At 35.9% G+C, this 12,224-nt stretch carries 17 protein-coding genes; 8 read left to right on the top strand and 9 right to left on the bottom strand.

The genetic code is table 11. The features are described from left to right. Positions 1-26 precede the first annotated feature (26 nt). Positions 27-902, bottom strand: a complete 876-nt coding sequence (locus F3J23_RS19085) for an aldo/keto reductase (RefSeq protein ID WP_167032713.1) — start codon at positions 900-902, stop codon at positions 27-29. Positions 903-1,099: 197 nt separating this feature from the next. Here F3J23_RS19085 and F3J23_RS19080 point away from each other — a divergent pair, with 197 nt between their 5' ends. Together F3J23_RS19080 and F3J23_RS19075 are read left to right on the top strand one after the other, a co-directional pair. Beyond that, positions 1,100-1,534, top strand: a complete 435-nt coding sequence (locus F3J23_RS19080; RefSeq protein WP_167032711.1) for a GNAT family N-acetyltransferase — start codon at positions 1,100-1,102, stop codon at positions 1,532-1,534. Further along, complete coding sequence (locus F3J23_RS19075) at positions 1,535-2,002, top strand: GNAT family N-acetyltransferase (RefSeq protein WP_167032709.1); 468 nt, start codon at positions 1,535-1,537, stop codon at positions 2,000-2,002. On the opposite strand, the gene F3J23_RS19070 is transcribed toward F3J23_RS19075, so the two are convergent. The 3 genes from F3J23_RS19070 to F3J23_RS19060 all read right to left on the bottom strand — a co-directional run bounded on the left by F3J23_RS19070 (position 1,976) and on the right by F3J23_RS19060 (position 5,149). Continuing rightward, positions 1,976-2,875, bottom strand: a complete 900-nt coding sequence (locus tag F3J23_RS19070) for a LysR family transcriptional regulator (protein ID WP_167032707.1) — start codon at positions 2,873-2,875, stop codon at positions 1,976-1,978. The two genes, F3J23_RS19075 and F3J23_RS19070, sit on opposite strands and share 27 nt — an antisense overlap. A 281-nt stretch (positions 2,876-3,156) precedes the next feature. Then, a complete protein-coding gene (locus F3J23_RS19065; protein WP_167032705.1) occupies positions 3,157-4,092 on the bottom strand; it encodes an alpha/beta fold hydrolase in 936 nt (311 codons plus the stop codon). 301 nt (positions 4,093-4,393) lie between these two features. Next, positions 4,394-5,149, bottom strand: a complete 756-nt coding sequence (locus tag F3J23_RS19060; RefSeq protein ID WP_167032703.1) for a metallophosphoesterase family protein — start codon at positions 5,147-5,149, stop codon at positions 4,394-4,396. A gap of 252 nt (positions 5,150-5,401) precedes the next feature. Here F3J23_RS19060 and F3J23_RS19055 point away from each other — a divergent pair, with 252 nt between their 5' ends. From F3J23_RS19055 to F3J23_RS19045, 3 genes are read left to right on the top strand one after another with little or no spacing between them, the layout of a single operon-like run. Then, positions 5,402-6,016 (top strand): NAD(P)H-dependent oxidoreductase, encoded by a 615-nt coding sequence (locus F3J23_RS19055; RefSeq protein WP_167032701.1) that lies wholly within the window; start codon positions 5,402-5,404, stop codon positions 6,014-6,016. Then, positions 6,016-6,303, top strand: a complete 288-nt coding sequence (locus tag F3J23_RS19050) for a putative quinol monooxygenase (protein WP_167032699.1) — start codon at positions 6,016-6,018, stop codon at positions 6,301-6,303. The genes F3J23_RS19055 and F3J23_RS19050 overlap by 1 nt, the downstream gene beginning before the upstream one ends. A 36-nt stretch (positions 6,304-6,339) precedes the next feature. Next, positions 6,340-7,326: an aldo/keto reductase gene (locus F3J23_RS19045; protein ID WP_167032697.1), complete on the top strand. Its 987-nt coding sequence runs from the start codon at positions 6,340-6,342 to the stop codon at positions 7,324-7,326. Between the two features lie 176 nt (positions 7,327-7,502). On the opposite strand, the gene F3J23_RS19040 is transcribed toward F3J23_RS19045, so the two are convergent. From F3J23_RS19040 to F3J23_RS19030, 3 genes are all read right to left on the bottom strand, one after another. Then, complete coding sequence (locus F3J23_RS19040) at positions 7,503-7,946, bottom strand: carboxymuconolactone decarboxylase family protein (protein ID WP_167032695.1); 444 nt, start codon at positions 7,944-7,946, stop codon at positions 7,503-7,505. A gap of 7 nt (positions 7,947-7,953) precedes the next feature. After that, the gene (locus F3J23_RS19035; protein ID WP_228455382.1) at positions 7,954-8,382 is read right to left on the bottom strand and encodes a DoxX family protein; all 429 of its coding nucleotides are present in this window, start codon (positions 8,380-8,382) and stop codon (positions 7,954-7,956) included. Positions 8,383-8,445: 63 nt separating this feature from the next. Beyond that, positions 8,446-9,018, bottom strand: coding sequence for a Crp/Fnr family transcriptional regulator (locus F3J23_RS19030; protein WP_167032691.1), 573 nt, complete (start codon positions 9,016-9,018; stop codon positions 8,446-8,448). 64 nt (positions 9,019-9,082) lie between these two features. Between F3J23_RS19030 and F3J23_RS19025 the strand changes: the two genes are divergently transcribed. Further along, positions 9,083-9,448, top strand: a complete 366-nt coding sequence (locus F3J23_RS19025; protein ID WP_167032689.1) for a DUF1304 domain-containing protein — start codon at positions 9,083-9,085, stop codon at positions 9,446-9,448. Positions 9,449-9,537: 89 nt separating this feature from the next. On the opposite strand, the gene F3J23_RS19020 is transcribed toward F3J23_RS19025, so the two are convergent. Next, positions 9,538-9,915, bottom strand: a complete 378-nt coding sequence (locus tag F3J23_RS19020) for a winged helix-turn-helix transcriptional regulator (RefSeq protein ID WP_167032687.1) — start codon at positions 9,913-9,915, stop codon at positions 9,538-9,540. Positions 9,916-10,007: 92 nt separating this feature from the next. Here F3J23_RS19020 and F3J23_RS19015 point away from each other — a divergent pair, with 92 nt between their 5' ends. Together F3J23_RS19015 and F3J23_RS19010 are read left to right on the top strand one after the other, a co-directional pair. Further along, positions 10,008-10,997, top strand: a complete 990-nt coding sequence (locus F3J23_RS19015; RefSeq protein WP_167032685.1) for an NADP-dependent oxidoreductase — start codon at positions 10,008-10,010, stop codon at positions 10,995-10,997. Between the two features lie 4 nt (positions 10,998-11,001). Then, complete coding sequence (locus F3J23_RS19010; protein WP_185156482.1) at positions 11,002-11,478, top strand: cupin domain-containing protein; 477 nt, start codon at positions 11,002-11,004, stop codon at positions 11,476-11,478. A 299-nt stretch (positions 11,479-11,777) separates the two neighbouring features. Here the strand turns inward: F3J23_RS19010 and F3J23_RS19005 are convergent, their stop codons facing one another. Further along, positions 11,778-12,185, bottom strand: coding sequence for a thiol:disulfide interchange protein (locus F3J23_RS19005; protein WP_228455381.1), 408 nt, complete (start codon positions 12,183-12,185; stop codon positions 11,778-11,780). Positions 12,186-12,224 lie beyond the last annotated feature (39 nt).

Genomic DNA, 12,224 nt, shown 5'->3' with positions numbered 1-12,224 from the left:
CAGGAAATATTTTAATCTTTTATTTATTAAATATCTGCTACTGATTTCAGCATTTTCTGCTCCCATTCCGGATCTTTCGGATCGAAGAATAGTCTTTTCCCAGTATCCAAAGAGCGAACAATATCCATTTCAGCTTCTGTCAGTTCGAAATCAAAGACATTAAAGTTCTCTTCAATTCTCGATGGAGTTACAGATTTCGGAATCACTACAAACCCTTCCTGTAAATGCCATCTCAGAATTACCTGAGCAACGGTTTTTCCATATTTTTCAGCGATAGCTTTCAGATCGGCATTCGTTAGAAGATTCGCATTTCCGTTCCCAAGCGGGCTCCACGGCTGTGTTACAATATTATTCTCTCTGTCATAAACCTGCAATTCTTTCTGCTGAAATACAGGATGTAATTCAATCTGGTTGATAACAGGTAAAACGGTTGAATTAGCTTTCAGTTCTTCTAATTTCTCAACAGTAAAGTTACATACCCCTATTGCTTTAATCTTTCCTGCATGATATAGTTCTTCCAGTGCCTTCCATGTTCCGATAAAATCTCCGTAAGGCCAGTGGATAAGATACATATCCAGATAATCCATCTGCAGTCTGTCTAAGGTTCTCTGAAAAGCGCTTTTTGCTTTTTCATACCCATGATCCTGAACCCATACTTTTGAAGTGATAAACAATTCATCCCTGCCTACTCCACTATTCTTAACGGCAGCACCAACCGCAGTTTCATTCTGATAGATAGCAGCTGTGTCGATCATTCTGTATCCTGTCTGAATTGCTTTAATCACAGCATCTTCACATTCTTTCAGGTTATCCATCTGCCATACACCAAATCCTAGTGCGGGAATCTCAACTCCATTATTTAAAGTTACCACAGGCTGTCCTGTATAGGTTTTCTTTTGCATAATCTCTATTTTAAATTTTTAATATAAAGTGATTAAACAAATTTGCGACAAAAAATCGGGATTATGGCCTACCAATTTTACTGTTTTTTAGAGATTGAATATCATAAGTTTCTCCCACAGATGGTTTACACCATAACTATTGTTTCAAACTTCCGGAATCTGGCTTATAATCATTATTTTTGTTCAAATTTAAAATCATGTCACATCAAATCAGGCTTGCCGCAGCAGAGGATTATGCAAGAATCATGGAGATCTGGGAATCTGCTGTAAAAGCGACCCACGACTTTCTTTCGGAAGAAGACTTTCATCATTTTAAAGAAGTAATTCCCAGGGATTATCTTCCCAATCTGGAAGTCTATTTAATTACAGAAAATGGAGAAGCCCAGGGCTTCGCTTCAGTGGCTGAAGGAAATCTGGAAATGCTTTTCATTCATAATGATATGCGTGGGAAAGGCTACGGGAAAAAGTTATATCAGTTTATGAAAGAGGAAACAGGTCTTACAAAAGTAGATGTAAATGAACAGAATCCTCAGGCCATCGGGTTTTATGAAAAAATGGGATTCAAAGTTATAGGAAGATCAGAAAAAGACGGATCGGGAAAGGATTATCCGCTTATTCATATGAGCCTGTAAATGGAACAATTTACTTTTAATAAAACAGATTCAGGAACGGCAATTCCATATGACCTGCTTTTGCTGGCAGATGAGACCGTAGACGCTATTAATCAGTATATTTTCAGTTCCGATATTTACCTTCTATGGAACGGAGCTGAAAATATTGCTGTTATGGCCTTATACAAAAATACAGATACGGAGCTTGAGATTAAAAACATTGCTGTTGCTGAACCTTACAGAAGCAAAGGAATCGGAAGTATTCTCATCGATAAAGCGAAAGAAATTGCCAGAGATAACCATTATAAAACCCTCACCGTTGGAACATCGGATACAGGATTCCAGCAGATTCAGTTTTATGAGAAAAACGGATTCATTAAAAAAGGGATCCGTAAAGATTTTTTCCTGAAAAATTATCCATCTCCAATTTTTGAAAACGGACTGCAGATGCGGGATATGATTTTACTTACTCATCACCTTACGGAATAAGGTTTTGATATGATCTATTTCGGTCTGGTAGTTTGTTTTCTTTCTGCAACCGAAATAAAGTGTATTTTCAAGCTTCTTTTTTCCTTCCCAGATAAGCTTTATTTCTCCGTTCTCAATGGCATTTTTGCATAGAAAATCCGGTACGACCGCCAATCCCGTTCCTCCTTTCAGACAACGGATAATGGAATTTAAATTGGGAACAATATAATTAGGGCGAAAATCCGGTTTATGCCCGAAGTTCAGTATCCAATATTGAAAAAGATGTTCCATATCTCCGGTGGTTCCGTACCATTTTTCATTCTTCAGCCATTCTTCGATCCGTTCAGGATCTTTTTTTCTTAACACTTTTCCGAAGCTGTCGGAATCTACATCTTTTCCGCCTACAAGAATAATCTGTTCAGAAGAAAATGCTTCATGTTCAATATTAGGTGAAGATCCTTTTTTTGGGGTAATGATGAGATCAAGAATTCCTTTATCAAGCTGATCCAGCATTTCCGGATACTCTCCGAAACTGATGATCAGGTTGAAGGGTAAGGTAGAAACATATTGTTCTAATGTCGTCTGAAAAGTTTCAAAGCACATTCCCACACTGATGGTAGGGGTATGCTTCTCTGTAGATTTCTGAAAGTTTTTTTCTGCATCTTCCAATCTGGAAAGCGGCTCGGAAACTGCATTGAATAATACTTTTCCTCTTTCCGTAGGAATCATTTTCCTTCCTGTTCTGTCAAAAAGTTTATACCCTACATAAGCTTCCAGTGAACTCAGATGTAAGCTTACTCCGGGCTGCGATATAAATAAAGCATCGGCCGCTCCGGTTAAGGTTCCTGTTTTATAGATCGCTTTGAAAGTTCTGTACCATTCTAAATTGACCATATGTTATTCATTAATATTATGATACAAAATTACAAAACAATTATAATAGTAATACATATTTTTTGAATATATCATTTATTTATTATTTTAATTTTAAATGATTTTGGTAACATCAGGAAGCTTGAATCTGGAAACAGGAAGTTAAATGATCTTTATATGTCAATCACAATCTGATTGTATTGGGTTTTTAAATTATTTAATCAAAAATATCTACTCAACTGCAATGCATTACCTTCCTGTTTCCAGACTCTCGCTCTTGATTTGGATGAACTGAACTCACATTATTTCACAATTTGAATGATTGTCTCCTGAAACTTTTGCGGCTCATCTTTATGAATCTGATGGCCTGAATTTTCAAATAAAAACAGATCTTTCTTCGGGGCTTTTACCTTTTGAAAGTATTCAGTTGTAATTCTGGTAGAAGTTTGAATGTCGTTTTTACCCACAAAAAAATAAATAGGACACTCCACTTTCTTTAGGGTCTTTGGCAGATCTATATTCATCACTTCATTCCATGCAGGCGACCATGTTTTTGACCACTGAAGAAAACCTTTCTTGAAATCGTCACCTGTAACATACTGCTTCCCGTCTTTATAAAAGAGCCATTTTCTTAAATAAAATAAGTCTTCGTCAACTGTGAAAGGAATATGTACACTTGCTAATTCTTTACTGGCAACAGGGTTTTCTTTAAAATGATCTTTTAAAACAGCAAGCAACTCCTTCTCACTCGTCAACTGGCTAACAACTGGATTTACCGCAAAATAAGCATGTAAAAGTTCAGGATGATTTCTAACAATGTAAAAGCCTAAGGCATTTCCCCAAGAACTTCCCAATAGATATATTTTTTCCTGTTTTAATTCTTTCCTTAGGAAATTGATAACCTGATAAGTGTCTTTTCCCATAAGCTCTACTGAAGGCTGAACGGGAGAAGGATTTAGTTCAAGGGTTTTTCCGGCATCTCTCTGATCCCATTGAACAATGGTAAATTGATCCTTTAACATATTCGTAAAAGAATCTGCATTTTTTCTCATTGAACTTCCAGGACCACCTGATAAAAATAAAAGTACAGGCTTACCGGAGTCACTTGTTTTAATATCTATTGCTTGTTTTATCCCGCCAATTTCAGGAGTTAAAAGGGTATCAATTTTCACTTTTTGTAATTGTGCCACACCCAATACTGATAATAGTAAAAAAATAAAAAGAATTGCTTTTTTCATGATTTCTAAATTTTAATTTGACTTTGATTTTAATAATCTGCTGCAAATATCCTTCAGAGAATCTTCAAAAAAGTCTCAATAAAAGTATTCGAACTGATTTCAATAATAAAATGAGTTCGAATACTTACATACGAAAGTTCGAATAAACACAAACAATTCATAATCAAAATCATACAAATAAAAAATATATAATTTGTATATTTTAAAAATGAAGAAGAAAAAGAAAATCTTAAATTAATTGTCTATGAAAAACAAAAAACACAGTTTATTCAATCATAAAAGTTTCAAATTATAATAGTAATTATGAGAGTACTTCATTGTTTATTATTTCATTTTTCAAAAAACGGGAATAATAATCAGGAATCTCACTTTCCTCTATGCCACGGATTGTTTCTTCAAGCGGATAGCTCAATTGTATAATTTCAGGTGTGATCTTTTCTTCATCAAAAGTCAGAATAAGATAAGAAGCCAGCCTGTTTTCCTCTTTCGAACGGCCAACAGATCCGCAATTAATTGCCCATTTCTTATTTTCAAACTGTTTTTTAAATGATAAATGCGTATGTCCCATCACTACGACATCAGCTCCTGATTTTTTGAGCATGCCTGTGAAAACTTCATTATTTTCGGATTCATATAAATAGGTATCATTGCTTTCAAGACTGGAGTGAACCAACTGAATATTCCAATACTTATTCTTTATTTTATAGTTTAATTTTAAATGAAAAGGCAATTCGGATAAAAACTTTTTGTTTTCTAAAGAGATATGCCTTTTGGAATGATCAATAGCAATATATCTGGCTTTTGTTTCTTCTTCAGAATGTTTGCTTAAAGGAGTTACAGGAATATCAAAAGCAATTCTTTCATCATGATTCCCCATTAAACAAGGAATATTCATACTTCTGATTTTTTCTATCACCTCATTTCCCCAAGGTGCAAAATCAACCAGATCTCCCAGACAGAATTTCTGATGAATTCCTCTTTGTTCAATATCATTCAGCACGACTTCCAGTGCAGGAAGATTTCCGTGTACATCACTAAAAACTGCAATCTGTATCATTGTCCTTCAATTTGTTAAACAAATGTACATGACGGAAGGGAATTTCGGTTCAGATATAAGATGACATTTTACCATAAAGAGGAAAATAGTCAATTTTGAAGAATTAGTTACTGATTTGAATAGCTCTAAATTCAAAATGTAAAATCATATAAACTATAATTTTAATGATACTTTACTATAATTTATATTATTTTTATTATACAAAACTCCGTCCTAACTTTGCAGAGTAAAATTTAAACAATCATAAAAAAAATGAAAAAAGTATTAATCATCAACGGTGGACAAAACTTTGGACATTCCGGAGGAAAATATAATCAGACAATTGCAGAAAATACATTACAGGTTCTTAAGGAGTTTGAAAATGTAGAAATAAAAATAACCAATGTCAGTGAGCATTATGATAAAAATGAAGAAGTTCAGAAATTTGTATGGGCCGACTATATCATTTATCATACCCCGATCTGGTGGTTTCAGCTTCCGAACGGCCTGAAAAAATATATTGATGAAGTTTTTACAGCCGGTCATGCAAAAGGAATTTATATGAGTGATGGAAGAAGCGCTGAGAATCCGGAGATCAATTATGGTACGGGAGGAATGCTCGGCGGAAGAAAGTATATGCTCACCACAAGCTGGAATGCTCCGTCAACAGCCTTCACCCTGCCCGGAGAATTCTTCAATGAAACTAGTGTAGATGATGGAGCATTATTTGGGTTCCATAGAATGAATGCTTTCGTTTCTCTTGAAAAAATGGAAAGTTTTCACTTTCATGATGTGGAAAAGAATGCAAATGTGGAACGGGATATGAAACGCTACAGAGAACACGTGAGAAATGTATTTGAAAAAGAATTAAAACCGGAATTAGTATAATGAAAATCCACCTTACAGCAATTATTAAAGCAAAAGAAGAACATCAGGCAGAAGTACTGAAAGTTCTTCAGAATATGGTAAAAGAAACCAGAAAAGAAGAAGCCTGTGAACTTTACAATCTTCATCAGGGAATTGAAGATAAAAACCAATTCGTGTTTTATGAGATATGGAAAAATGAAGCAGGGCTCACTCTACACAATCAACAGCCCTACATTAAGGCATTCGGAGCTTTGATTGAAGAAAAACTTCAGGAAATTCCTCAGATATATACTACTTCTATTATTTAAAAACGAAAATTAACAGCAATATTAAGATAAATAAAAATGGAATATAGAAAATTAGGGAACACCGATCTCGAGCTGTCCGTAATCACACACGGAGCTTTCGCCATCGGTGGAAATATGTGGGGTGGAAATGAAAAACAAGACTCCATCAATTCTATTCATGCCTCATTGGATCATGGGGTAACCTCTATCGATACGGCACCGTTCTATGGTTTCGGTCTGAGTGAGGAAATGATCGGGGAAGCTATTAAGGGAAAAGACCGCTCGAAAATTCAATTACTGACGAAATTCGGGTTGGTATGGGACGGCAGCAACCATGGAAAAGGAGAATTCTTCTTTGATGCGAATGATGAAGGTAAAACAATTCCGGTATATAAATTCGCCTCAAAAGAAAATATCATCAAAGAAGTGGAAGAAAGCTTACAAAGGCTGGGAACAGATTATATCGACCTTTTGCAGCTTCACTGGCCAGATGCCACTACACCTATCAGCGAAACCATGGAAGCCATGGAATTACTGATACAACAGGGAAAAATACGTGCTGCAGGAGTAAGTAATTACAGCGTAACACAAATGGAAGAAGCTCATAAAACGTTGCCATTAGCCAGCAATCAGGTTTCTTACAGTATGCTGAACCGTACTATTGAAAAAGATCTTGTCCCTTATTCTCTGGAAAACAATTCAGGAATTATCGTTTACAGCCCTATGGAAAGAGGTCTCTTAACCGGTAAATATTTCAAAGAAAATAAACTGAAGGACAGTGATCACAGAAATGGTTATTTTTCACAATTTGATTTCAATAAGGTAAAAAATTTCCTTGAAAAAATAGAACCGATAGCTCAGGAAAAAGGAAGCAGCCTGTCTCAGCTGGTACTTCGATGGACGGCACTTCAACCTGCCATCACAGTGGTTTTAGCCGGAGCAAGAAATGCTCAGCAGGCAATTGAAAATGCAAAAGCGATGTCTATTGATTTATCTGAAACGGAACTGAATTTGATCAACTCTGCATTAGACGAAATAGGGTAAGAAACTGGGAAAGTGAAGAAGGAAGATGGAAGTTATTATGGTTCGGATAACAGCTGAAGCTATATTCGTTTACATAATAGTAATTAATTCAAATAAAATGGCTGTCAGTTATTTATAGCCTAATAGCACTTCTCGCTTCCAGCTCCCCTCTTCCCTTTCCCTTCTCCCTCTCTAAATTATTTTTCAATCGGGAGATGCGTACTTATCGCAATCCTGTTCCAAGCATTAATGGTTACAATAGCCATGATGATTTGTGCAATTTGTGCATCATCAAAGAACTGTTTTGCTTTCTCAAAGGTTTCATCCGTTAAACCTTTATCACTGATCAACGTAATCTCTTCTGTCATCGCCAAAAGTACCTGTTCTTCTTCAGTAAAGAACTCTTTTGCTTCTCTCCATCCCTCCAGAATAAAAATCCTTTGGGGAGTTTCACCATATTTTAAGGCGTCTTTTGCATGCATATCAAGGCAAAATGCACATTTATTGATTTGTGAAGCTCTGATTTTAATTAATTCTTTCTGAATGTGATTTAAAGAAATCGTCTGAAGGTAGCCTTCCAATCCTAACATCGCTTTGTAAGCCGCTGAATCTGTTGTTGCAATATTTAATCTTGCGCTCATTATTATATTATTTTTGGGTTGATTGATCTATACTAAAAGAATATTGTTTTTGAACAGCCAATAAAAGTGCTCCTGCGCTGCCTACCCAAACAGAATAATCTAAAGGGGCTTTAGGTCCCAGCGCAATGGCCATTGAAATGGCAAAAATCAGCAATAAAAGACTGCTTCCATAGGCGGCAATTCTGGTTTTAAATCCCAGAATCAGCATCAACGGAAAAAGAATTTCGAAAAAAGTTGCAGCATATGCAGAGCATGTACTCAGCACCTCTGGGAGGAAAAAGGTTAGTTTTCTTGTATAGGCCGAAAAGTTGGCCATATTTCCCCATGCCGCATTTTCACCCCAGAAACCAAACCGGTCTGCAACAGCAGAAAGCATAGTCACTGAAATAGCAAGTCTTAAAAATAACTGAGGAAACTGAGGTTGTTGATCTGTCATTGTACTGGCTTTTAAATACATGACAAATTTCCGGTTTTCAATCCATAAAAAACTTAAACTGGTTTAAGAACGTAATTTTGCTTTAATTTCGCTTAAATATTCCGGAGTAAATCCCAGAAAAGAGGCTACAAGATATTGAGGAATCCGTTGAATGAACCAAGGATACAGCGTACTGAAATGTACATACAACTCTTCTCTTGAATATTCATATAAGTAACGGATCTTTCTCTCTGAAGCGGCATATGCACGCTGGTAAACAATTCTGAAATAACGCTCCATTTTCGGATGTTTTTCAAAAAGCAGCTCCTGGGTTTTAAAATCAATTACCAAAATGGTTGAATGTTCTACAGCCTGTATATTAAAATCTGACTGCAGCTGTCTTTCATAAGCAAATGTATCAGTGATCCACCAGTTTTCAATGGCGAACTGGGTGGTAGATTCTACTCCTTTCTCATTCACAAAAAACTTTCTAAGACAACCTTTCACTACAAAATAAAGGTTTCTACAAATCTCTCCGTCAACCATCAGATTCTGTTTCTTCTTTACATCCTTTACCTGGAAAAAAGTGATAATGGAAGCAAATTCCTCATCTGTTACCGTAATAAATTTATTTAAATGTGCTTTGAAAGTATCCATCCTGCAAATTAATACTCAAACTTAACTTTATTTTTTTAGTTTTACAATGACAAAATATCAAATCATGGAAGTCGTTGCTAAAATTCTGATTGCAATTGTTGCACTAGAACATCTTTATATCCTTTGGATGGAAATGTTTGCCTGGGAAACCAAAGGTAAGGAGGTCTTTAAAGCAGCTCTGCCTGCAGAAATGTTTAAGCCTACCAAAGGATTAGCTGCCAATCAGGGGCTTTATAATGGCTTCCTGGCGGCAGGACTGATCTGGTCATTTTTGATTAAAGATCCGCAATGGCAAACCAATATAGCTTTATTCTTTTTAGGATGTGTAGCAGTGGCCGGAATTTATGGAGCCATCTCAGCAACGAAAAAGATATTCTTTGTACAGGCGCTTCCTGCTATTCTGGCAATCATTGCTGTTTTACTAAAATAGATTTTTAAAAGGTTCATGCAGATTTAACCAATCATACAAAGCTTTAAACCCACAATTTTTTAATCTTCTCATTGGTAAAATTAAAATAATCATCCCATGGATTCCTTGATCTTTTCCCGGTGAAGCAATCCCCAGTTCACAAGTGTTTCAGTCACGGGAAATACCGATTTCCCGTATTCAGTTACGGCATAAACCACTGTAATCGGCTTCGTATCCTGAATTGTTCTTGTGATGAGAAGATTGGTTTCCAGCTCTTTTAATTCTTTGCTCAGCATTTTTGCAGAAATACCTCCAATTCCACGTTCCAGTTTTTTAAAATGAATCTGCTGATCTGTTCTATTGGTAAGATAACGCAGGATCATCAGTTTCCATTTCCCTCCCAATACATCCAGACTATCACGCATTGCGAATAATTCCTCTGTACAGGTTGCTTCTCTTTCGGTTCCGTTTTCTTTAATCTTTGCCATGATAGTTTCATTAAGGTAACTGGTTACCATTTGTTAACTGGTAGCAAATATAAACTATTCTGTATTTACATTTGTTCAGCAAAACAAACAATATGAAAGCAGTCATTTTAAATAATAACTTCCAGCTTGAAGATGGAATTGCGGACCAGCCACAACCCAAAAACAGCGAAGTTCTCATTCACATTAAAGCCAGTGGTTTTAATCCCATTGATTATCAGATGCTGGAAAATGAACTGGAACGAAAACTGATCTGTTCACCGATATTAGGAAGGGAATTATCAGGAATCATTGTAGATAAAGGTTCCGAAGTTACACAATTTAATATTGGAGATGAAGTCTATTGCGGCAGCGGCTCTATGGGCAGCAATGGCACTTATACTGAATATATTACTGTCCCTGAGGCTATTGTTTCGCTTAAACCCGAAAATATTTCTTTTGAACAGGCAGCTTCCATTCCATCAGTTGGCATTACTTCTTTACAGATTTTTAAGCGCTTAAAATTACACCCGGAAAACACAGTTCTTGTCACAGGAGCAACAGGAGGTGTCGGTTCATTTTTGATTAAACTTTTATGGGCTAATAATATTCGCAGAATCGTAGCAACTGCCGGCAGTGAAACCAGCAGACATAACCTTTTGAATATGGGTTTAGAAAAACATCAAATCATCAGCTATCAAGACGAAAGCCTTGTTCACAATCTTTTAAAAGCTAATAATAACAAGCCTTTTGAAATTGGAATTGACCTCGTGGGAAATAAAATGGCTGAAATCACTGCTGAAGTTTTAAAAATCAACGGAACTTATGTAGATGTAACCGCTTTGGTAACAAAAGAAGCTCATGAACTTCTTTTTAATAAAGGAAGTATGATGATGAATATTTCCAATTACGCATACAGCATGATTAAAAAATATGAATATTACCAAAACAGCCTGATAGAAATCAAAAAAATGATTGAAGCGGGTACCATTACCCCTCCTCAATATAAAACGATAGGAAATCTTTCGTTGGAAACTGTTTTAAAAGCGCATTCTATCTTAAAAAATAATCAGACACAAGGTCATAAACTCATCATGAAACATTAAAAAAATGAATAAAATACCCAGACGTATTGTAACAGGCATCAAAGACGGAAAATCAGCTATCGTTGAAGATGGTCTGGTTAAAAATACTGTTGAACATCTCCCCGGTCTTATTATCTCAGATATTTGGAATACCCAGCAGATGCCGGCAAGTCTGAATTTCGAAACGATAATTCCCAATACCGGATTTCCGCAAACGCCCTCAAACGGAACTTATTTCAGATATGTTATTATCCCGCCGGATAAAGACCTCGGCATAGATTTCAAAGCCGGACAACCTCATCCGATGATGCATCAAACTCCAACATTGGATTATATCGTCATCCTTTCCGGAGAACTTTATCTGATTATGGAAGAGGAAGAAACACTTCTCAAGCCTGGAGATATTGTCATTCAGCGAGGAACCAATCATGCCTGGAGCAACCGTTCTGATGAACCTTGTATTCAGCTGGCCGTGCTGATAGATGCAGAAGGAAAGAATTAAAAGATTGAAAAATTGAATGATTTAAATATTTAAAAATCAGAATATTCTCACAAGTTTTCAAGACTCAACCCACTTAAAAACTTGTATAATCTATAGGACTTTTTTAAAGTTGGATAACGCGAAGGCGCAAAAATATTTCTTTTTAACCTTTTTATAAGACACAAGGATTTTATCTTCGAGAAAATTTTATATTCCTAATACTATATAATTTATTTTTTGCTGAAAAAATCTTTGATTTTCTTGCGCTTTAAAACAGCATGATATTTTTTTTGCGCCTCCGCGTTTGCCAAACAAATACTTTACCAACCAGAAATCTCCATCAGTTTCTGCTTCATCTTTTCAGGAATCATCTGCCCTTCCTGATAAAATATTAATTTCTGATTTTTATCCAGAAATATCCATAACGGATAAACAGGCTGGTTCTTATTCCTGGATAATGCCAGAGCCAGCTCGTGAATTCCGGAATTTCCATTCTGCAGATATACAAATTCCTGACCTTGAAACAGGATTTTCTCTTTTGTCTTCTCAGCTTCAAAATTGATAAAATAGAAATGTTCATTCATCATGCTGACCAGTTCTTTGTCTTTATTCAAACGGAAAGATTCAATTTTACAGACCGTACACCAATCAGTATAAAGATGGATCACCATAGGCTTGGGAGCTTCTTTTCGTAAAGCTTCCCATTCAGAAAAAGTGCCTGTCTTCATCTGACACAGATAAAGACAAGGCACAAACATTAAAAATAA

The organism is Chryseobacterium sp. Tr-659 (assembly GCF_011752975.1).
Lineage (GTDB): Bacteria > Bacteroidota > Bacteroidia > Flavobacteriales > Weeksellaceae > Chryseobacterium.
Note: the sequence above shows the minus strand (reverse complement) of the source record. Positions and strands in the feature narration are given on the sequence as shown.